A 21,566-nucleotide genomic window follows, 5' to 3' on the forward strand; every position below is an offset into this window, starting at 1 on the left:
GCAACCTCAGGCTCGGTGATGCGCATCTTTTTCATGACGGGTGCTGCGATCGGTGTCGCCGGAACGGTCGCAGGCGTGGCGCTCGGCGTCGTCGTCTGCCTCAACATCGAATCCATCCGCCAGTTCTTTTCCTGGATCTCCGGAACGACTCTTTTCAGCCCCGAGCTTTACTTCCTGAGCCAGCTTCCGGCCGACATGAATGCGGATGAGACTGCTCTCGTCGTCGTCATGGCGCTCACCCTTTCCTTCCTCGCCACGATCTTTCCGGCCTGGCGTGCCTCGCGCCTCGATCCGGTGCAAGCCCTGCGCTACGATTGACGAGGACATCATCTTAAATGAATGGGCGTACGGCCTCAGCGATTACCGTCCTCGCCGGCCATCCTCGCCGCTTGACGCCTAAAGCGCGTCGCGACCTTTCAGATTTGCTGGTCACGCTCCAGGTTTTCGGTATCTCGCATGTCTTTATCGCAAAACCGCTGCGCACTTTTGCGCCACATGCTTTAGGTGTTGCCCTCAACACTTGATCAGGCCGCCGCGATAGTCGAGTTCGTAGGCTTCCTCGCCGTCGACGAAGATGACCTCGTGACCGGAAAAATGTTCCGTGTCACCGCAACTGCTGTCGATGTAGTAGCCGTGGGCATGGCGAAACTGCATGCCGCCGAGAAAGTGCCGCTTCTCCCGATACATCGCCTGCAGGGCAGCCTTGATCACCTGTCCCGCCTTTGCCCCGTCGATGAGCTCAGGGCGGATGATGCGACCGAAATAGTTCATTGCCCAGTAGGGCTCCTCCCCCCGCCATACGGTTTCCTGTCCGGCAAAGTCGGTCCCACCGAAGTAGCTGTCGAGATAGCGCCAGCGATCCCGCTCATAACCGATGTCTTGGGAGCCCGGGCGCGACGACGGTCGCGGCGTGCCGCCACCCACATAGGCCCGTGATTTTGCCTCGACGATGAAGTCCGTGAGTTGTTCGAGCGCCGTCATGATTGTTCCTCGTATGTTCTTTGGTGAAGATGCCCGGATCCGCGAAAGTTGTAAAGAACAAATAGGGAACATTCTCCCGACTATTGAATGCCGCAAGCCTTCTGGCCGCGGTCGTCGTTCCAGTCCTTGAGAAGGACGAGTTCGCCTTTGACGGAAACGGCCTTGTCCTTCGCTTTGCCTTTGCCGGTCAGGACATTGAGGTCGCATTGCGAAGTGTTGTCGGGATCGAGGGTATCATAGGATGAGTAGGTGTAGCCGGCGACCACGAACTCGAAATTGCGGTAGGCGACCGTCAGTTTCTGTTCCCAGCGGTCGCGCCCGATGGCGTCGTTGTGGCTGGTGACAACCAGCGAGCCATTCGGCAGTGCCTCGATCGAAGGCGCCTGTCCCGAAAGATCGAACTGCCCCCAGACCTTGTTCGGGATCGCTGACTTCAGCGCCAGCGCGCGATTGTCGCCTGCGAAGTAGATATAGATGCCTTTGTCGTCGTCGCTGCCCTCGGCGGACCGTACGATCAGCGCGAGGTCCGTATCCCCGTCCTTGTCCCAGTCGCCGGTTGCGGCGGAGACAATGCGTGCGGGATCGATCGTTTCCGTCGCCGAGGCGACACTGGGAAACAGCATAAGTAACGGCAGAATCAGGCGTGCAGACATGTTGGAGCGCTCCGCTTGGTTGTTCCTCTCAATATGCGCGCATGGCCCTTTCCTCAAGCGGCTACCCGGCTATTAACCGGCATTCGCCGGCCGTGTTAACCATCGTGAACAGAACGCCTGTGTATCGCTTGACGAGTGAACAAAAATGGAACAAAGTAAAAACATAACGGAAAAGGAGCCATGTTATGACTGATTTTGTTCGTGACCTCGCCGCCTTCGCTTCGATGAGCCTGTTCATCGCAAGCATCTCTTTCATCGCACTCGGCCTCTGAGGAGCGCCGATCCTTTCTCTCACGCGCCTCCCGAATTTCGCCCCCTGGATTGAATAAGGGGGACGACGTGTCAGGTGAAACTGGACATGTCGGATGATAAACGGGATATCCTGCCGTCCAGACAGGAATCAGGGTGCGAATAATGGCAGATGACGGCAAAGCAGCATCGAGCGAAGCGCTTGGTACGGACCCGCAGTTTGTGCATCTGCGTGTCCACTCGGCTTTCTCCTTGCTCGAAGGTGCGCTGCCGCTGAAGAAGGTCATCGGTAAGGCGGTTGCCGATAATCAGCCGGCGATCGGGATCGCCGATACCAACAATCTCTTTGCCGCGCTCGAGTTTTCCCAGAAGGCAGCCGACGACGGACTGCAGCCGATCACCGGCTGTCAGCTTTCCATCGACATGGAAGAAGAGGTGGATGGTGAACGGCGTGGCCACGCGCACCAGCTCGCAAAGCTCCCAGCAATCGTCCTGATCGCCGCAACCGATGACGGCTACGCGCGGCTCGTTGACTTGGTGAGCCGAGCCTATCTCAGCGGCGAGGGCAGCCAGGCGACCCGCATCACGCGCTCGTGGCTTGCCGAATGTGGTACGGAGGGGCTGATTGCGCTGACGGGTGCATCAGGCGGTCCGGTGGATCTGGCCCTGAAGGCGGGCGCGACAGCACTGGCGGAAGCGCGTCTTGAAGCCCTGCACGATCTCTTTGGCGATCGCCTCTATATTGAGTTGCAGCGGCACGGAGGCTACGACAAGCGCCATGAGAGCCGGATGATCGACCTTGCCTACAAGTTCGACATTCCGCTGGTTGCCACCAACGAGGCCTTCTTCCCGTCGCCGTCCGACTACGATGCGCATGATGCCCTGATGGCGGTCGCGCACAATGCGATGGTTTCGGATGACAGCCGTTTCCGCCTGACACCGGATCACTATCTCAAGAGCCGCAAGGAAATGGCGGCGCTGTTTGCCGATCTGCCCGAGGCGCTGGAAAACACCGTCGAAATCGCACGGCGCTGCTCCTTCATGTTGAAGACCCGTGGGCCGATCCTGCCGCGCTTTACCGGCGCCACGGCCGATCCGCAGGAGGCCGAGCGCGCCGAGGCGGACGAACTGCGTCGCCAGGCGGAGGAGGGGCTCGAAGAACGTCTGGCCAGGCTCGGCATGGCGCCCGGCCACAGCGAAGAGGAGTATCGCGAACGCCTGGCCTTCGAGCTCAGCGTCATCGAGCGCATGAAGTTCCCCGGCTACTTCCTGATCGTTGCCGACTTCATCAAATGGGCGAAGCAGCACGATATCCCCGTCGGACCGGGCCGCGGTTCGGGTGCAGGCTCGCTGGTCGCCTATGCGCTGACGATCACCGACGTCGATCCGATGCGCTTCTCGCTGCTGTTCGAACGCTTCCTCAATCCTGAGCGCGTCTCGATGCCCGACTTCGACATCGACTTCTGCCAGGACCGGCGCGAAGAAGTGATCCGCTATGTGCAGCGCAAATATGGCCGCGAGCAGGTAGCGCAGATCATCACCTTCGGTTCGCTGCAGGCGCGCGCCGCACTGCGCGACGTTGGCCGCGTGCTCGAGATGCCTTACGGTCAGGTCGACAAGATCTGCAAGCTGGTGCCGAACAATCCCGCCAACCCGACACCGCTCTCCAAGGCGATCGAGGAAGAGCCGCGCCTGCAGGAGGAAGCCGAGAAGGAACCGGTCGTCGCCCGGCTTCTCGATATCGCCCAGAAGATCGAGGGTCTGTACCGTCACGCCTCGACCCACGCCGCCGGCATCGTGATCGGCGACCGTCCGCTGTCGCAGCTCGTGCCGATGTATCGAGACCCGCGCTCCGACATGCCGGTCACCCAGTTCAACATGAAGTGGGTGGAGCAGGCGGGTCTCRTCAAGTTCGACTTCCTCGGCCTGAAGACGCTGACCGTGTTGAAGGTCGCCGTCGATTTCGTGAAGCAACGCGGCATCGAGGTCGACCTCGCGAGCATTCCACTCGACGATCTGAAGACCTACGAAATGCTGTCTCGCGGCGAGACCGTCGGCGTGTTCCAGGTGGAAAGTGCCGGCATGCGCAAGGCGCTGATCGGCATGCGGCCAGACTGCATCGAGGACATCATCGCGCTGGTGGCGCTCTACCGCCCAGGCCCGATGGAGAACATTCCCGTCTACAATGCCCGCAAGCATGGCGAGGAAGAAGTCGAATCGATTCATCCGAAGATCGACCATCTGCTCAAGGAAACGCAGGGCGTTATCGTCTACCAGGAGCAGGTGATGCAGATCGCCCAGGTGCTCTCAGGCTATTCGCTCGGCGAGGCCGATCTTCTGCGCCGCGCCATGGGCAAAAAGATCAAGGAGGAGATGGACAAGCAGCGCGCCCGCTTCGTCGACGGTGCTGTCAAGAACGAGGTGTCGAAGCCGCAGGCTGACCTGATTTTCGACCTTCTCGCCAAATTCGCCAACTACGGCTTCAACAAGTCGCACGCGGCGGCTTACGCGATCGTCTCCTACCAGACCGCCTATATGAAGGCGCACTACCCGGTAGAGTTCCTGGCCGCGTCGATGACGCTCGACATGTCCAACACGGAGAAGGTCAACGACTTCCGTCAGGATGCGAAGCGCCTGGGCATTGAGGTGATTGCGCCATCGGTGCAGACCTCATTCCGGCACTTCCAAACGGGTGAAAGCCGCATCTATTACTCGTTGGCTGCGATCAAGGGTGTGGGCGAATCGGCGGTTGAGCACATCGTCGAGGTTCGCGGCGACAGAACCTTTGCAAGCCTCGAAGATTTCTGCCTGAGGATCGACCCAAAACTTCTCAACCGCCGCGTCTTCGAAAGTCTGATCGCGGCCGGCGCGTTCGACTGCTTCGGCTATGACCGGGCCGAGTTGGTCGGCGGGCTCGACCGCATCCTCGGCTTCGCCCAGCGTGCGCAAGAGAACAAGACGAGCGGGCAGAGCGACATGTTCGGTGCGGGTGCCGCAACGGGTCCGGAACGCATCGCACTCCCGACCTATACGCCTTGGCTTGCTTCGGAAAAGCTGCATCGTGAGTTCCAGGTGCTGGGCTTTTATCTCTCCGCCCATCCGCTCGACACCTACAATGCGCTGCTTGCCAAGATGCGGGTGCAGACCTTCGGCGATTTCGCCGGTGCGGTGAAGAAGGGCGCGACTGCCGGTAGGCTCGCCGGCACCGTGACCTCGAAGCAGGAGCGCAAGACGCGTACCGGCAACAAGATGGGCATCATCGCCTTCTCGGATTCCTCCGGTCAGTTCGAGGCGGTGCTGTTCTCCGAAATGCTGCACCAGTATCGTGACCTCCTGGAGCCGGGCAAATCGCTTGTGATGACCGTTGCCGCAGAGGAGCGGCCGGAGGGTATCGGTCTGCGCATCCAGACGCTGCGCTCGCTGGAGGAAGAATCGCTGCAACTGCAGAAGGCGCTGCGCGTCTATGTGCGCGATTCCGGCCCGCTGAAATCGATCGCATCGCACCTCAACACCAAGGGCGATGGTCTCGTCTCGTTCGTCGTTATCAAGGACAATGGTCAGCGCGAGATCGAGGTGGAACTGAGCGAGAAGTTCCGGATCTCGCCGGAGATCGCCGCAGCGCTGCGCTCGGCCCCGGGTGTGGTCGACGTCGAACTGGTTTGATCCGGCGTTAATCTCCGCTCGATCGAAGCGCAGAAACGATGCCTGCGTTCCCTGGAAGCCGGCCGGGGAGCCGAAACCGCGCCGCGCTTTCCTGCTGTCGCTCCTGTTCAGTCGCCGGGGCGCGACCGCGTGACGGTGATGAAATCGGTGCCCTGTCCGGTTTCCAGCCCGCTTTCAGTGTCGGCGATCGAAAGCGACGATCCCTCGGCCAACAGTTCTTCCACACGATTGCGAACATCGTTGGATATCGTCATCCGCGCGAGCGTGCGCTGTATGCCGTTATAGGCGAACGGATCGGCCTCCATGGAAATGCCGAGGCGCTTCTTCATCGAGTTGGGCAGGTGGTTTTCAAGCGAAACGCCGAACCATTTGCCTTCGGCGCCCTGTTCTTCTTTGTGGCGAAACTGCAGGAAATGTGTCCCAAGAGCCTCTTCCGGCTTGTCGATCGTAAGACCTGCTTCGAAGAGCGGCTTGAACCCTTGCCGCACGAGGATCTTGCCGTTCTGTGGGGGCGTGCGGCCAGCCTGGTGCAGGAGCTTGTCGGTCAACTCTGGCGTCAGCTTGCCGTCGCTCTCGAGGCCTTCGCTCGTCTGGAAGGCGCGGAGCGCTGCGATCGTTGCTGGACCTGCATGGCCGTCGATCGTGCCCGGCGCGTATCCGAGGAACTCCAGCGACATCTGGATCTCGCGCATCGTATCCCGCGCGTCGCTGCGCGTGATCAGGATACGGATCGGTTCCGCCATGGATTTGGTAGTCGCGGCCGCTCCGCCCGTCGGCTCGGTCATGGCAACTTCGACCGGCGTGTCGCCGGCCTGGCTGATCGCCGGTCTGAGCGGCACATCGGAGAGCGGCGGCTGGAGATCGATCGGGGCCGGTCGAAAGAGGAGCGCGCTTTTGATCTCCGTGGGCGTGATCTGCCGATCCGAGATCAACACATGCACGCCGCGCTCGGTCATCTTGTAGAGAGAGGCGGCAAAGGCGCTCGGCAGACGCACGCAGCCGTGCGACGCGGGGTAATCGGGTACGTGGTTGGAGCCGTGCAGCGCGATACCCGACCAGGTGAGACGCTGCATGAAGGGCATCGGCGCATTCGAATAGATGTTCGATTTATGGTGACGCCGCTTCTCCAGGATCGAGAAGATACCGGTCGGGGTCGCGTGGCCGGCCTTCCCGGTCGACACGGGTGATGTCGCAATCACGGCGTCGCCGTCATAGACGACGAGCGATTGCTGGTCTTTCGAGACGATGATCTGTAGCGGCCCGCGACTGCCTGCAAACCCGGTGGCCGGTGACAAAAGCAGAGCAACGACGCTGGCGGTGAGAGCGAAACGCGATACCATACACTCAACCCGACACGTGACTTGGCGAACGAGCCTATCGGGCAATCTTTAAGGAATTCATCCAGACCGCGTGTGGGCCAGATCAAGGTTGCGTGATCGCGGTGTGTCTATGTCGAGGGGTCACGTTTCCGGTTGCCGAAGGTATAGCCGGTCTCGACTGTGGCCTTTCCGAACTTGTCGCGCAGCCTGTTCATGGCGTCTTCGGCCGCCGCCCGGCGGGTTGCGGCCGGATCGACGAGATCGGGCGGGTCTGCAAGGTCGGGGGCCGAGAGATCGCTGACGCCGATGCCGATCAGCCGATACTTCGTGCCGTCAGCCTCTTTCTCCAGGAGCTGCAGTCCCGTGCGGAAAATGCGGTCGGCGAGCCGGGTGGGGCTGTCCAGGCGCCGGTTGCGGGTACGGATCTTGAAGTCGGCCGTCTTCAGTTTCAAGACGACGGTCTGGCCGGCAAGATCCGACTTTCGCAGCCGATGGGCCACCTGCTCGCTGAGACGCCTAAGATGCACGACAAGGTCGTCATAGCGCGCAATGTCGTCGTTGAAGGTCGTCTCTGCTGAAACGCTCTTGGCCTCGCCGTCGATTTCCACAGCCCGCTCGTCGAGCCCGCGCGACAGGCGAAAGAGCCGCTGCCCCATGGTGCCGTAGCGCCGCATGAGATCGGCTTCCTCCATGGTTCGCAATTGCCCGATCGTGCGCACGCCGTCGCGCTCCAGCGTGGCGGCAAAGGCTTTGCCGACGCCCCAGATCATGGTGACCGGTTTCTCCTTCAGGAACTCGAGTGCCTCGGCCTGACCGATGACGGAAAAGCCGCGTGGCTTCTGTAGGTCGGAGGCGACCTTGGCGAGGAACTTGCAATAGGAGAGGCCAACGGACACGGTGATGCCGATCTCCTGCTCGACGCGTCGGGCGAAGCGCGCGAGCGTGCGTGCCGGAGGATCGTGATGCAGGCGCTCGGTGCCCTTGAGCTCAAGAAAGGCCTCGTCGATCGACAGCGGCTGCACCAGCGGCGTCAACTCCTGCATCAGCGTCCGCACTTCGCGGCCGACGCGTGCATATTTCTCCATGTTCGGCTTGATGACCACGGCTTGCGGGCAGGCTTCCAGTGCCTTGAACATCGGCATTGCCGAGCGCACGCCGTGAATGCGGGCAATGTAGCAGGCGGTGGACACCACGCCGCGTTTGCCGCCGCCGATGATCACCGGCTTGTCGGCCAGTTCCGGATCGTCGCGTTTCTCGATCGAAGCATAGAAGGCGTCACAATCGATATGCGCTAAGGTCAGATCGTAAAGTTCGCTGTGGCGCAGCAGGCGCGGGCTGCCGCAGGCCGTGCAGCGCCGTACGCTAGCAGCCTGTTCCTTGAGGCAGTCGCGGCAGAAGCCTGGAGATTGAGCAGCGCTGTCGGGCATATCGGGAACAAATATTGAACATCGCGACCTTACGCTCTACGCTAGCGAGTCTCAAGGGAGGCCCGGTTGGAAAACACACCGCAATTATTGGCGTTGGCAGAGATCGCCGGGTGGGCTTCGAGCCGTGCCGGCGCGACTGGCTTTTGCGCGACGATCGATCGCCGCCGGCTAGCCTCCAAGATGTGCGCGAATGGCGGCCGCCGCTTCTGGCCAGTCGGCCACGGCGCGGATGCTGGCGTCCGGCTTTGGGGCGAGCGCGCGAAACTCCGCGTTAACCATCAGGTTGATCAGCAGGCAGGATGGCGCGTGGTGCTGGACCGACTGCAGGTTGCGAAGAATGTCATCTATGAAGACCAGCGGAACCGTGCGACCACCGTGCAACTTTTGGACGATCGGTCCCTTGGGTTCCTCCGACGCAAGCAGCGGGTAGGGAAGGCCAAGTCGGTCGAGCAGGGCACGGCGGACCGCGGCATGGTGCGGTGGCATGGCGGTCAGGAAAACGATATCCGCGTCCTGCGACAGAGCGGCCAACGTGTCGGCGACCCGTTCGGCTGGTGTCTGCCAGCGATCCTGCGACCCGTAGAACGAATCGAGCAGCGCCTTGACCTCGGCCTCGGCCAACGGTTGTTCGTTTGCAAGATCGACGATGTTTCCGGTCAGGCGAAAGGACCGGGGCAGCAAAGCGTGGCCGCAGCTTTGGAGGAAAGCTTTGAACGGATTGATGAATTCGAGCACGACTTCATCGACGTCGCTGACGATCAGCGGGCGCTCTTGAAGCCGGATGCGCTCGTCTGTGGCGGCGCCTGGCACGCTCAATCCTCAAAACCCGAATGGCCCGACAGCGCCGCATGGGCGCGCACGACATCCTCCGGCGCCGTGCCGGTCGCCTGGCAGAATGCAATCAGCGTCGGCTCGTGGTCCATGAGAAAAGCGATGAGGCCACCCATGAAGCCGGGTTCGGCGATGGCATTGCGCAAGGCGGTAGGGTCGGTGCCTGTCAGCGCCAGGAAACGAGACAGAAGCTCCGGCTCGCCGGCGAGCCAGGCAAGGATGTCGATGGCGATTTCGTCAGCGCTCTTCAATGCTTCGTTCCCGTATGGTTTTTACGTGCGGAGTTACCTATTTTTCAACCAAATCGGCCTATCTCTGAAGTTGAGGAAATGGGTCGAGTCGTCGACTCTGCAAGTTAAATGTCCTGAGGCGACTTGCAAGGTGACGATGGACAGCAAGGGATCGACATGCCCAAACAGGTAATGATTGTTGAGGACAACGAGCTGAACATGAAGCTGTTCCGCGACCTGATTGAGGCTTCCGGCTATGCGACGATCCAGACGCGCAACGGCATGGAGGCGCTTGAGCTCGCGCGCAAGCATCGGCCGGATCTCATCCTGATGGATATTCAGCTACCGGAAGTATCCGGACTTGAAGTGACGAAATGGCTGAAGGAGGACGATGAATTGCACGTCATCCCGGTCATCGCCGTCACGGCATTTGCAATGAAGGGAGATGAGGAGCGGATTCGCCAAGGCGGATGCGAAGCCTATGTTTCCAAACCGATTTCTGTACCGAAGTTCATTGAAACGATCAAAACCTACCTGGGCGATGCCTGAGCGGCGGGAAAATTGATATGACTGCGCGTATTCTTGTCGTTGATGATGTTCCTGCCAATGTGAAGTTGCTCGAAGCCCGGTTGCTCGCCGAGTATTTCGATGTGCTGACAGCCAATGACGGCTACTCGGCGCTGGCGCTTTGCGAGAAGACGCCCATCGATCTCGTTCTTCTCGACATCATGATGCCGGGTCTCGATGGCTTCGAGGTCTGCGAACGGCTGAAGGCGAATCCGCGCACGGCGCATATTCCTGTTGTCATGGTGACGGCGCTCGACCAGCCGTCGGATCGCGTGCGCGGGCTGAAGGCGGGCGCCGACGACTTTCTGACCAAGCCCGTCAACGATCTGCAATTGATGTCGCGCGTGAAGAGCCTGGTTCGGTTGAAGAATGTCAGCGATGAATTGCGCCTGCGTGCCCAGACGGCACAGACCATCGGCCTGGAAGATGCCGGTCGCGCGGACCGTCCGGACGAGCCGGGCAATGTCCTGCTGGTCGACGGCCGTGGCTCGTCGCAGGAACGGTTGCAGCGTGCGCTCAAGCCGATCGCCGATGTCTCTGTAATTTCCGATCCGCAGGCGGCGCTCTTCGAAGCGGCTGAAAACAACTTCGACCTGGTCATCGTCAACGCGAATTTCGACGACTACGATCCATTGCGGCTGTGCTCGCAGCTTCGCTCGCTGGAGCGGACACGCTTTATCCCGATCCTGCTGATTGCGGAGCAGGGCAGCGACGAGATGGTGGTGCGTGCGCTTGATCTCGGCGTGACCGATTATCTGATGCGTCCGGTTGATCCGAACGAGCTGATAGCCCGCTCGATGACCCAGATCCGCCGCAAGCATTGCAATGACAGGCTGCGCGCGAGCGTGCAGCAGACCATCGAGCTTGCCGTGACAGATGGCCTGACCGGCCTCCACAACCGCCGCTACTTCGACACGCACCTGAAACTGCTGATGGACCGGGCCGCGGCGCGCGGACGGCCGCTGTCCATCTGCATGACGGATATCGATCGCTTCAAGCAGGTCAACGATACCTACGGCCATGATGCCGGCGACGAAGTGCTGCGTGAGTTCGCCAACCGCATTCGCACGACGGTGCGCGGGGCCGACCTTGCCTGCCGCTTCGGCGGCGAGGAATTCGTCGTCGTGATGCCGGACACGTCGGCTGAAATGGCAGCGGGCGTCGCCGAGCGTTTGCGCATCATAATCGAAAGCCTGCCGTTCCCTGTCCCGCAGGCCGATGGCGTCCTGAAGGTCACGGCGTCGATGGGAATAGCAACGTTGAGGCCGGATGCCGATAGCGCCGAGGCCCTGTTGAAGCGCGCGGATACGGCGCTCTATCAAGCCAAGCATGAAGGCCGCAACCGTGTGGTGGCCGCTGCCGCCTGAGCATTTGGCGGTCCAATCCCGCCGCTCCATGCCCCGTGATATTCGTGCGCCACCTCTTGCGGGTTGCATTTAAAGTTGTATTCTCGCCGCAGCCGATGCTACCGGGGAGTTTGGGTAGCCGCGGCGCCCATGCGTGTGCCTGTCTTAGACTGATACAGAATTAACCATGCGCTTAGCGGCACCGCTTCGCGCATTAAGAATTCGTTGATTTTTTTCCATTTTCAGGTGATGCTGATGAACAAGTAGGCATCGCCTCCTAACAATTTGCTTACCCCATGATGCTCAGGTCCGCCGCATCTCCTGGGTCGTGGGGTCGGTCGGTTGGCTTTTGACCTCTGCGGAATCCTCGTGCCGCAGTCAGGGGCCAGCCGACCCCCTTTTCGTAAGCGCCGTCCCAGCCTGGGGCGGCGTTTTGCTTTTGTGGCGAACGGGCGCGGGGCGCCAGATGGCGCGCCTTCCAGGCATCCTTTCACTGCCGCCGAGACCACCGAGGGCCCCGTTGCGAAACGCAAGCATCCAAAAGGAAAGGGCGCCTGACCTTGCGGTCGGCGCCCTTCAATCCCCGGGAAACGCTCGATCTTACTTGATCTTGGTTTCCTTGAATTCGACGTGCTTCTTGACGACCGGGTCGTACTTGGTCTTGGTCATCTTTTCCGTCATCGTACGGCTGTTCTTGGTCGTGACGTAGAAGAAACCCGTGTCGGCTGTCGAAAGCAGCTTGATCTTGATGGTGGTGGCTTTTGCCATGGTCGTCCTGCCTTTGTAACAATGAAAGCCGTGGACAACCGGTTGCGGGCCACGGGCAAGGTTGGCGCGAAACTACAAATCGCGGCCGAAAAGTCAAGGCCGTTTTGGATTCAAAACGATCCTGACCACCGAAAGCGCGACATAGAGCCCGAAAAAGCCGGCGATTGCCCAGGCGAATCCGTTGTTGCCGGTGACGTCCATCGCAGCCCCGATGACCTGCGGCCCGGCGACCGTACCAACTGCGTAGGAGAACACGAAGGCAGCGTTGGCGGCCGCAAGATCCGCGCCCTGCAGGCGGGAGCCCAGGTGGCTGAGGCCCACGGTGTAGAGCCCGGAAACGCAACCGCCCCAGAAGAGGAGTACGACCGCCATCAGGAACCAGCTTTCGGCAAGCATCGGCAGGCAGAGCGCGCCGATCAGGCCGACCACCGTCATCGCTGAAAGCAGCGCGCGCCGATCCTTCACCCGGTCGGACAGCATGCCGAGCGGAATCTGGAAGATGAAGTTGCCGATTCCCATCACTGTCAGCAACAGCGCGGCCTGTGATTCGGTAAAGCCGGACCGGGTACCAAACACGGGAAACAGTGAAAGACCGCCCGATTCGACGGCGCCGAAGATGAAGACGGCGGCCGTTGCTGTCGGCACGAGGTAGACGTAGCGCAGGAAGTGCCGCTCGGGCTTCTCGTCGATGACAGGGCTCTCGTCGCGCGCGAGGAAGATCGGCACGGCCGCAAGCAGGATCACGCCTGCGCCAACGACGAAGGGCAGGATGYCCTCGCTGCCGAGGATGGAGAAGAGCAGGGGGCCCGTCGCGAAGCCGAGCGAGAGCACCGTGCCGTAGATGCCAAGCACGAACCCGCGCTTGCTCGGTGGTGCGGTGGCGTTGATCCAGAACTCCGAGAGGATGAAGAGCACGGTGATCGCGCCATGGAAGACCACGCGCAGCGGAAACCAGAGCCAGAAGTTGGTAATGTAATAGAAGCCGAAGGAGCTGATGGCGGCGACCAGAACGGCCCATAGCATCGTCGGCGCGACCCCGTGGCGATGGGCGAATTTGGTCGTGAGCGGCGCGGCAGCCATCGAGGCGAGGCCGGCCATTGCCGAATTGAGCCCGATGAGCGTCGAGGATATCCCACGCTTCTCCATGATGATGGAGAGCAGCGGCAGGCCGAGGCCGATGGCGATGCCAACCGCGCTGATCGCGGCAACGGCGGCGATCAGCGACCGCCAGTGAATTTCCTCAACCGGTGCGGCTGTACCGGGCGACGGCTGTGACATGCGACGAGGATCCTTAGAGCAACGTGCGGATGAGGCGCCCACGGCGCGCGGCATAAAGTGGCACCGCTCGCTCACAGGAGAGCGACGGATCGGTGTCGAGACTGCTTCTGAGGTCCGCGAGAATGATGGCGGTGATGTCAGGTATCCTTAGGGACGGAGAATCGTTCACATCGATCCACTGCAAATCCTGAAGCTCCCGACTGTCCAGGAAGCGCGTCGGATCGATTTTAGCCTCGTCCGCAAACAAAGCGAAGAAGCGTGTATCGAACCGCCTCGCGTGGCCCGGAGGGGTGATGGCCCGAGCCATATAGCGCAACTTTTCCAGGTCGGGAAGGAACGGGACCGATGCGGTAGCAGACGGCGCCGGTTGGCCGACGGCGATGCCGGCCTCTTCGTAAAGCTCGCGCAGTCCGGCAAGGGCGAGCGCACGAGCGCGCGCGTCCGTGAGTTCTCGCGCGCCGACCGCTTTCAACGCGTGCAGGACGGATGGATGCAAGTCGGAGCCAAAGCCGATCCGGTGATCGCCGGCATCGCGCCGCCCGCCGGGGAAAACATAGAGATCCGGCATGAAGACATGGGCGCTGTGCCGTTTGCCCATCAAGACCCGCACGCGTGCCCCCTGGCGGTCAAGCAGCATGACGGAAGCCGCGTCGCGTGGTCTGACGGCCGCGGAACGCTGGCGCTCGACCTCGCCGCCCGGGCTCCGCGCGGACGTCATGCCCTGTCGTCTCGCGGCGGCAGGACGTCTTCCGGCGCGTCTTCGTGACCGCCGAAGCCATGCATCTTCAGCGCCCATTGCAGGCCGATGACGGCGCCCTTGACCGGCTGCAGCAGCGCCAGAGAACTGATGACGGTGATCGGCGCCCAGATCGCCAGATGCTGCCAGCTGTTCAGCGGCAGGACGAGATCGGTCATCATGTAGCCTGCAAGCACCAGGTGACCGACGATCGTCACGACGATATAGGGCGGGAAATCATCGGCGCGGTGATGGTCCATGCGCTCGCCGCAGGCGGCGCAGGCATCGACCGACTTGACGTATCTGCGAAACAGCTTGCCGCTACCACAGGCCGGGCAGCGGCCAAGAGAGCCACGCCTCATCGAAAGGCCAACGGAGCGTTCGTCGCTTTCGCTGCCGCCCAGATGAAGTGTTTCGCTTGCTGCTGCTTTCATGCCTATTCCTCTGCCTTACGGGGATCTATCGCCTGCCTCTCGGCGGCCGAGTTCCCGGCTTCTTGCTTGCTCCGGTGCGATCGCGACGGCCGGACTTGTGGAAGGAGCGTGTCGCTGTCGGCATCTTGCGCCCCTCGCTTTGCATCTCGAACCTGAGCGCACCCGCAAGCGGAACCGCCTCGACGAGCTTGACGCGCACCGGATCGCCGAGGCGATAGCCGAGCCCGGTTTTCTCACCGGAAAGCGCCTGATGAGCCTCATCGTAGATGAAGTAGTCGCGTCCGAGCGTAGATATAGGAACGAAACCGTCGGCACCATAGGCAGGCAGGGTGACAAAGAGTCCCGCCTTGGTGACACCGGAAACGCGGCCTTCGAACTCTTCGCCGACGCGGCCATTCAGATGGTGCGCGATCAGCCGGTCGACGGTGTCGCGCTCTGCTGCCATGGCGCGCCGCTCGAAGGTCGAGATCTCGGCTGCGATGTCGTCGAGCACGCCCTCTTCCTGCGGCGTCAGCCCGCCTTCACCGAGACCGAGCGAGGTAACCAGGGCCCGATGCACGATAAGGTCGGCATAGCGCCGGATCGGCGAGGTGAAATGCGCATACTTCAAAAGGTTCAGGCCGAAGTGCCCGATGTTTTCCGGGCTGTAGATCGCCTGGCTCTGGGAGCGAAGCACCATCTCGTTGACCATCGTCTCGAAGGGCTTGCCTTCGGCCTTGGCGAGGATGCCGTTGAAATGGTTCGAGCGCATGTTGCCGCCCTTGACGAGCGAGATGTCGAGCGTCGCCAGGAATTCGCGCAGGCTCTCCTGCTTGGCGAGCGAGGGCTGGTCGTGCACGCGGTAGATCAGGACCTGGCGCTTCTGCTCCAGTGTCTCCGCAGCAGCGACGTTTGCCTGGATCATCATCTCCTCGATCAGCTTATGGGCGTCGAGACGTTCGGGAACGAAGACACGGTCGACCGTGCCGTCGGACTTCAGGATGATCTTGCGCTCGGGCATGTTGAGCTCGAGCGGCTGGCGCCGGTCACGACCGCGCGTGAGAATGCGATAGCCTTCCCATAGCGGCTTCAGGATCGTCTCAAGGATCGGTCCGGTCTTGTCATCAGGATTGCCGTCAATCGCCGCCTGCGCCTGCTGGTAGGAGAGCTTTGCCGCACTCTTCATCATGATGCGATGGAAGGTATGGCCGGCCTTGCGGCCTTCCTTGGAGAAGCGCATGCGCACGGCCAGCGCCGGGCGGTCGACGCCTTCCTTGAGGGAGCAGAGATCGTTGGAGATCCGTTCAGGCAGCATCGGCACCACCCGGTCGGGGAAGTAGACCGAGTTGCCGCGCTTCAAGGCCTCAAGGTCCAGCGCGGACTTCGGCCGAACATAATAGGAGACGTCGGCAATCGCGACCGTGACGATGACGCCGCCGGGATTGTCTTCGGACGGGTCCGGTTCGGCATGCACAGCGTCGTCGTGATCCTTCGCATCGGCTGGGTCGATCGTGATGAGCGGCAGCGTGCGCCAGTCCTCGCGGTGCGCCATGGTGGCGGGGCCGGCGGCATTTGCTTCTTCGATCACCCGTTCCGGGAAGACATGGGGGATGCCGTGCGCATGGATGGCGATCATCGAGATCGCTTTTTCGGACGCAACCGAGCCGATGACGTTCTGCACCTGGGCGCGTGGCAGCCCGTAGCGGCCATGCCGCGAGAGCTGCACTTCGACCAGATCACCGTCCTCAGCGTTGCCGGTGAACTCTGGATCAACAAGGATTTCCTCGCCGCGCTTTTCGATCGGCATCAGGCGGCCACCGCCGCTGGGCGTCGAGCGGAAGACGCCGAGCACGGCATCCTTGCGTTTGTCCAGCACCTTGATGATGCGCGCCGTATAGGCCGGGCCGCCCCGTTCCTTGGCCGGGAAGATCTTGGCGAGCACGCGGTCGCCGAGACCGCCGACCGGAGCCTTGCCCTTACCCTTGGCGACAGCAGATTGCTTGATCAGCACCGCGGGCGCGACGCCGTCGTCGTCCAGCCACTCGGCGGGCCGGCCAATCAGTTCGCCGTCGACATCGCGGATGGTGATGTCGAGCACCGTCACCGGAGGCAGGGCTCCCGGGCGCACCAGCGACTTGCGCTTTTTTTCGACGAGTCCATCGACTTCGAGCGACTTGAGCAGTGCCTTGAGCTCGACCCGGGTCTCGCCCTTGAGGCCGAAAGCCTTGGCGATCTCACGCTTCGAGGCGCGCTCCGGGTTTTCGGCAATGAAGCGCATCAGCACGTCGCGCGGCGGAACCGCGCCGTGAATGATGTTTTCCTTTTCGGGGGCCGGTCCAGCCTTGGCCGCGCGATCAGGCTTTTTGCCCATGTTTCTCTTGCCGGGCCGTTCGGTCGGGTCGCGCGGTATTCTGGTCAAATTCAGCTCTTCTTGGCCTTGGTGGCCGTCTTGGTTTTGTTCTTGGCGGTCGCCTTGGCCTTGCTCGGCTTGGCGGCGCCATCCTCGGTTTTTGCAGCAGCCTTCGTCGTCTTGGCTTTGGTTGCCTTGGCCTTCGTCGTTCCGCCCTTTGCAGCGCGCTCAGCGATGAGCACGAGGGCTTCTTCGACCGTCACAGACTGCGGATCCTTGCCCTTCGGCAGGGTGGCATTGACCTTGCCCCAGTTGACGTAGGGGCCGTAGCGACCGTCGCGAACGGTGATCGCACCGCCGTCGGGGTGGTCGCCAAGCTCCTTGAGGGAAGCGGCAGCCGTGCGTCCACGGCCGGCGCCGGCCTTGGACTGCTTGTCTGCGAGGACGGAGACGGCGCGGTTGAGGCCGATCGAGAAGACGTCCTCGATCGATTCGAGGTTGGCATAGGTGCCATCGTGCAACACGAACGGTCCGTAGCGGCCAAGGCCGGTCGAGATCATCTTGCCGGATTCCGGATGCGCGCCGATATCACGAGGCAGCGACAGGAGAGCCACAGCCTTCTCGTGGTCGATCGTTGAGGGCGTCCAGCCCTTCGGCAAGCTCGAGCGCTTGGCTTCCTTGCCGTCGCCGCGCTGGACATAGGGACCGAAGCGGCCGCTGCGCAGCGTGATTTCTTCGCCGGTATGGGGGTCCTTCCCGAGCGCCTGCGGCTCGTTCGAGACCGCAGCCTCCTGATCGCCGCTGCTGTCGGAGGAAAGCTGGCGTGTGAAGTTGCACTCCGGATAGTTCGAGCAGCCGACGAAGGCGCCGTACTTGCCAAGCTTCAGCGACAGCTTGCCGGTGCCGCAGACCTGGCAGGTTCTGGGATCGCCGCCATCCTCGCGCTTCGGGAAGACGAGCGGTGCCAGTTCCTCGTTCAGCGCGTCGAGCACGTTGGTGACGCGCAGTTCCTTGGTTTCCTCGATCTGCGCGAAGAAGTCCTTCCAGAAGTCGCGAAGCACGTCCTTCCAGTTGACTTCACCGGCCGAGACCTGGTCGAGCTTTTCTTCGAGCGACGCTGTGAAATCGTAGCCGACATAGCGCGTGAAGAAGCTTTCCAGGAACGCTGTGACCAGCCGCCCCTTGGCCTGCGGGATGAGCTTGCGCTTGTCGTTGGTGATGTAGTCGCGGTCGAGCAGCGTCGTGACCGTCGCTGCATAAGTGGAGGGCCGGCCGATGCCGAGCTCTTCCATCTTCTTGATCAGGCTCGCTTCCGAGTAGCGCGGCGGCGGTTCGGTGAAGTGCTGCGAGGCGTTGATCTTCTGCTTTGCGCAGCTTTCGCGCGCGTTGATCTCCGGCAGGCGACCATCCTCGTCACCGTCGTCCGTCTGCTCGCCGTCTTCCTTGGCATCCGTATAGGCAGCGATGAAGCCGTCGAAGCGGATGACGGAGCCGGTGGCGCGCAGGCCAGCCTTCTGGCCACCATTGTCGGCGGTGATTTCTGCCGTCGTGCGTTCGATCTCGGCGGATGCCATCTGGCTCGCGATGCCGCGCTTCCAGACGAGGTCGTAGAGCCTCAGCATGTCGCCGTCGAGGAAGCGGCGAACCTCATCCGGCGTGCGGTTGAAGTCGGTCGGGCGGATGGCTTCGTGCGCTTCCTGGGCGTTCTTCGCCTTGGTGGAATAGAAGCGCGGCTTTTCCGGCAGGTAGCGTTCGCCGAACTGGCTGGCGATCGCCTTGCGCGACGCTTCGACCGCTTCCGGCGCCATCTGTACACCATCGGTACGCATATAGGTGATCAGACCGACGGTCTCGCCGCCGATGTCTACACCTTCATAGAGCTTCTGCGCGACCTGCATGGTGCGCGAAGCCGAGAAGCCGAGCTTTGAGGAGGCGGCCTGCTGCAGCGTCGAAGTGGTGAAGGGCGGCGACGGATTGCGCTTGACCGGCTTTGCCTCGATGCTGTCGACGACATAAGCGGCGCCGTCGAGCAAGGTCTTCAGCCGGGTTGCTTCTTCGCCGTTGCCAATCGCCTTGGGTGCCAGACGCTTGCCGTCGGCCGAGACGAGGCGAGCCTCGAACTCGTCGCCGCGCGGGGTCTTCAGCAACGCGGAAATGTTCCAGTATTCTTCGGAGACGAAGCGTTCGATTTCGGATTCGCGGTCGCAGACGAGGCGCAGCGTGACCGATTGTACGCGGCCGGCCGAGCGGGCGCCCGGCAGTTTGCGCCAGAGCACCGGCGAAAGGTTGAAGCCAACGAGATAGTCGAGCGCGCGGCGCGCCAGGTAGGCATCGACCAGGGATATGTCGATGTCGCGTGGATGTGCGATCGCCTCGAGAACCGCCTTCTTGGTGATGGCGTTGAAGGCGACGCGCTTTACCGGCTTGTCGCCGAGCACCTTCTTCTTCTTCAGGAGGTCGAGCACGTGCCAGGAAATGGCTTCGCCTTCGCGATCCGGGTCGGTTGCGAGAATGAGACCGTCCGAGGATTTGACCGCGTCGGCAATGTCCTTCATGCGCTTCGCCGAAGCGCCGTCGACCTCCCAGGACATTTCGAAGTCTTCGTCGGGACGGACCGATCCGTCCTTCGCCGGCAGGTCGCGCACATGGCCAAACGAAGCCAGCACCTTGTAGCCAGGCCCGAGGTACTTGTTGATCGTCTTTGCCTTGGAAGGCGACTCCACCACTACAACATTCATCGTCATTTTCTGAGACAACCGGTTCTGGTTCGGGCGTCAGCGCCGTTCGCGCCATGTGTCGCCTTGTATCGATGCCCCGAAATGGACAGGGATTCGTGCGGGGTCAAGAGGGTTCACCCAAAATAACGATGAGAGGACGCGATGCAACTCGCACAAGATTGCACCGTATCCGCAATCTGCAATGGATCTCTCACTGCTTCCTCAAGGCTGCTGACCGTCATCGCTGACGCTCATTCGATCGAGGTGAGCGACACGAGCCCACCGGTGTGGCGATCGAGCCGGCCAGCCAAATCGAGTTCCAGGAGAAGCAGGTAGACCTGCGCCGGCGAAAGCCCGGTGTGCCTGACGATGTCGTCGGTTTCAACAGGTGTCGGACCAAGCGCGTGGACGATGGCCGCACGGTCGTTGTCGCTGGTGGCGGCTGGGGCGCTCGGTCGCATTTGTCCTTCCGGTTCTCTGACGCTCGGCAACGGCAGCTCGAACTGGCTGAGCGGCGCCAATGCCTCAAGGACATCGTCCGCCGACGTCGTGACGATTGCGCCCTGTTTCAAAAGGTCGTTCGTACCATGGCAGCGGGGATCGAGCGGTGACCCTGGAACGGCAAAGACGAGCCGTCCGAAGTCGGCTGCATAGCGGGCGGTTATCAGGGACCCGGAGCGGTGGGCTGCCTCGACGACGGTTACGCCGAGGCTGATACCCGCAATCAGCCGGTTGCGCCGCGGGAAATCGCGTGCGCGCGGTTCCCAGCCAAACGGCATCTCGCTGATGGCCAGCCCCCGACCGGCGGTGATCTCGTCCAGCAGGCCGATGTTTTCAGGCGGGTAGGGCCGGTCCAGACCGCCGGCAAGTGCTGCGATCGTGCCGGTTTCGAGACTCGCGCGATGGGCGGCCGTATCGATGCCGCGCGCAAGGCCTGACGTGACGATATAACCGGCGCGGCCGGCGTCGCGCGCAATCATCGCTGCGAACTTGGCGCCGCTGACCGAGGCATTGCGCGAGCCGACGATGCCAAGCGATGGGCGGGTGGCCGCTTTGAGGTCGCCCTTCATTGCCAGAAGAGGGGGAGCGCCGTCGATCTGCCGCAGCGCTGCAGGATAACTTGGCTCGCCGATGCCGATGAAGACGGCGCCGCAGCGTCTTGCCGCTTCGAGCTCCCGTTCCGCTTCACTCACGGTCGCGACGCGATAGGCCTGTTTGGTGCCACCGCGCCGGGATAGTTCGGGAAGCGCGTCGAGTGCATTCTCCGCGGTGCCGAAGTGATTGATCAGGTCCCGGAAGGCGATAGGACCGACGTTGTCGCTGCGGATCAGCCGCAGCCAGGAGATTTTCTGTCGTTCGGTCAGCGCCACTCCGGTTCGTCCTGCGCTGCCTTCAGACATTATCCCTTGTCCCCGATCTTGCTTTCCGTGCCGGCGAGCAGCCGCTGAATGTTGGCGCGGTGCTTCACCCAGCTAATGACAGTCATTACCGCGAAAAGGAGAGCGACCTTTTCATTCCCTACCGCGTAAAGTAGAACCGGAATGATAGCCATTGCAACCAGGGCGGACAATGAGGAGTAGCGGCTGATTTTCGCCATGGCGAGCCAAATCGCTGCGAAGGCCAGCACCATGATTGGAGCGAGGCCGAGCAGGACGCCGATATAGGTGGCGACACCCTTGCCTCCCTTGAAGCCGAGCCAGACCGGATAGAGGTGGCCGAGAAACGCAGCAAAGCCGGCGGCGATGCCCGCTTCAACACCCCAATAGGCGGCGATGGCCGCAGCCGCGGCGCCCTTCAGGGCATCGAGCAGCAGGGTAGCCGCTGCCAGCTTCTTGTTTCCGGTTCTCAGCACATTGGTCGCGCCGATGTTGCCCGAGCCGATCTTTCGCACATCGCCGAGCCCCGCCATGCGGGTCAGGATAAGTCCGAACGGGATCGAGCCGAGCAGGTAGCCGAAGCCAAGGCTCAACAACGTCAAGGGCAGCCCAAGCTGCCAGGAAAATAGATCCACCGGTTCCCCTCCCGCGCGACCGCTTTG

At 62.0% G+C, this 21,566-nt stretch carries 17 protein-coding genes and 1 pseudogene; 4 read left to right on the forward strand and 14 right to left on the reverse strand.

Features of this window, described 5'->3' with window-relative positions; genetic code table 11:
• Positions 1-318, forward strand: a pseudogene (locus tag AB4Z53_RS31855) (lipoprotein-releasing system transmembrane subunit LolC); the annotation flags it as partial.
• 195 nt (positions 319-513) lie between these two features.
• Here the strand turns inward: AB4Z53_RS31855 and AB4Z53_RS31860 are convergent.
• On the reverse strand, positions 514-981 hold the full coding sequence (locus AB4Z53_RS31860; RefSeq protein ID WP_113537774.1) for a DUF5680 domain-containing protein: 468 nt from the start codon (positions 979-981) through the stop codon (positions 514-516).
• An 80-nt stretch (positions 982-1,061) separates the two neighbouring features.
• The gene (locus AB4Z53_RS31865) at positions 1,062-1,634 is read right to left on the reverse strand and encodes a hypothetical protein (RefSeq protein ID WP_441599314.1); all 573 of its coding nucleotides are present in this window, start codon (positions 1,632-1,634) and stop codon (positions 1,062-1,064) included.
• 414 nt (positions 1,635-2,048) lie between these two features.
• Between AB4Z53_RS31865 and dnaE the strand changes: the two genes are divergently transcribed.
• The gene (gene dnaE, locus AB4Z53_RS31870) at positions 2,049-5,546 is read left to right on the forward strand and encodes a DNA polymerase III subunit alpha (protein ID WP_441599315.1); all 3,498 of its coding nucleotides are present in this window, start codon (positions 2,049-2,051) and stop codon (positions 5,544-5,546) included.
• Between the two features lie 107 nt (positions 5,547-5,653).
• Here the strand turns inward: dnaE and AB4Z53_RS31875 are convergent, their stop codons facing one another.
• From AB4Z53_RS31875 to AB4Z53_RS31890, 4 genes are all read right to left on the reverse strand, one after another.
• Complete coding sequence (locus AB4Z53_RS31875) at positions 5,654-6,886, reverse strand: L,D-transpeptidase family protein (RefSeq protein WP_441599316.1); 1,233 nt, start codon at positions 6,884-6,886, stop codon at positions 5,654-5,656.
• A 107-nt stretch (positions 6,887-6,993) separates the two neighbouring features.
• Positions 6,994-8,292, reverse strand: coding sequence for a DNA polymerase IV (locus AB4Z53_RS31880; RefSeq protein ID WP_441599317.1), 1,299 nt, complete (start codon positions 8,290-8,292; stop codon positions 6,994-6,996).
• Between the two features lie 168 nt (positions 8,293-8,460).
• A complete protein-coding gene (locus AB4Z53_RS31885; RefSeq protein ID WP_441599318.1) occupies positions 8,461-9,108 on the reverse strand; it encodes a hypothetical protein in 648 nt (215 codons plus the stop codon).
• Positions 9,105-9,374 (reverse strand): DUF3572 domain-containing protein, encoded by a 270-nt coding sequence (locus AB4Z53_RS31890; RefSeq protein WP_441599319.1) that lies wholly within the window; start codon positions 9,372-9,374, stop codon positions 9,105-9,107. Before AB4Z53_RS31890 ends, AB4Z53_RS31885 begins: the two co-directional genes overlap by 4 nt.
• A gap of 156 nt (positions 9,375-9,530) precedes the next feature.
• Here AB4Z53_RS31890 and AB4Z53_RS31895 point away from each other — a divergent pair, with 156 nt between their 5' ends.
• Entirely contained in the window at positions 9,531-9,902 is a 372-nt protein-coding gene (locus AB4Z53_RS31895; protein WP_003537642.1) for a response regulator, read from the forward strand.
• 17 nt (positions 9,903-9,919) lie between these two features.
• Positions 9,920-11,287, forward strand: coding sequence for a PleD family two-component system response regulator (locus tag AB4Z53_RS31900; protein WP_441599320.1), 1,368 nt, complete (start codon positions 9,920-9,922; stop codon positions 11,285-11,287).
• 579 nt (positions 11,288-11,866) lie between these two features.
• Here the strand turns inward: AB4Z53_RS31900 and rpmG are convergent.
• From rpmG to plsY, 8 genes are all read right to left on the reverse strand, one after another.
• Positions 11,867-12,034 carry a 50S ribosomal protein L33 gene (gene rpmG / locus AB4Z53_RS31905; RefSeq protein ID WP_034795357.1) on the reverse strand — a complete coding sequence of 56 codons (168 nt, stop codon included), beginning with the start codon at positions 12,032-12,034 and terminating at the stop codon, positions 11,867-11,869.
• Positions 12,035-12,127: 93 nt separating this feature from the next.
• The gene (locus AB4Z53_RS31910; protein ID WP_441599321.1) at positions 12,128-13,312 is read right to left on the reverse strand and encodes an MFS transporter; all 1,185 of its coding nucleotides are present in this window, start codon (positions 13,310-13,312) and stop codon (positions 12,128-12,130) included.
• A gap of 13 nt (positions 13,313-13,325) precedes the next feature.
• Positions 13,326-14,030 carry an NUDIX hydrolase gene (locus AB4Z53_RS31915; RefSeq protein ID WP_441599322.1) on the reverse strand — a complete coding sequence of 235 codons (705 nt, stop codon included), beginning with the start codon at positions 14,028-14,030 and terminating at the stop codon, positions 13,326-13,328.
• Positions 14,027-14,482 (reverse strand): DUF983 domain-containing protein, encoded by a 456-nt coding sequence (locus tag AB4Z53_RS31920; RefSeq protein ID WP_441599323.1) that lies wholly within the window; start codon positions 14,480-14,482, stop codon positions 14,027-14,029. Before AB4Z53_RS31920 ends, AB4Z53_RS31915 begins: the two co-directional genes overlap by 4 nt.
• Positions 14,483-14,507: 25 nt before the next feature.
• Entirely contained in the window at positions 14,508-16,880 is a 2,373-nt protein-coding gene (gene rnr / locus AB4Z53_RS31925) for a ribonuclease R (RefSeq protein ID WP_441599324.1), read from the reverse strand.
• Positions 16,881-16,882: 2 nt separating this feature from the next.
• The gene (topA, locus tag AB4Z53_RS31930) at positions 16,883-19,549 is read right to left on the reverse strand and encodes a type I DNA topoisomerase (RefSeq protein ID WP_441599325.1); all 2,667 of its coding nucleotides are present in this window, start codon (positions 19,547-19,549) and stop codon (positions 16,883-16,885) included.
• A gap of 230 nt (positions 19,550-19,779) precedes the next feature.
• The gene (dprA, locus tag AB4Z53_RS31935) at positions 19,780-20,928 is read right to left on the reverse strand and encodes a DNA-processing protein DprA (protein ID WP_441599326.1); all 1,149 of its coding nucleotides are present in this window, start codon (positions 20,926-20,928) and stop codon (positions 19,780-19,782) included.
• Positions 20,928-21,539: a glycerol-3-phosphate 1-O-acyltransferase PlsY gene (gene plsY / locus AB4Z53_RS31940; RefSeq protein ID WP_113537785.1), complete on the reverse strand. Its 612-nt coding sequence runs from the start codon at positions 21,537-21,539 to the stop codon at positions 20,928-20,930. Before plsY ends, dprA begins: the two co-directional genes overlap by 1 nt.
• Between the last annotated feature and the right edge of the window lie 27 nt (positions 21,540-21,566).

The sequence above is a fragment of the Ensifer sp. 2TAB8 genome (genome assembly GCF_052115125.1).
GTDB lineage: Bacteria > Pseudomonadota > Alphaproteobacteria > Rhizobiales > Rhizobiaceae > Ensifer.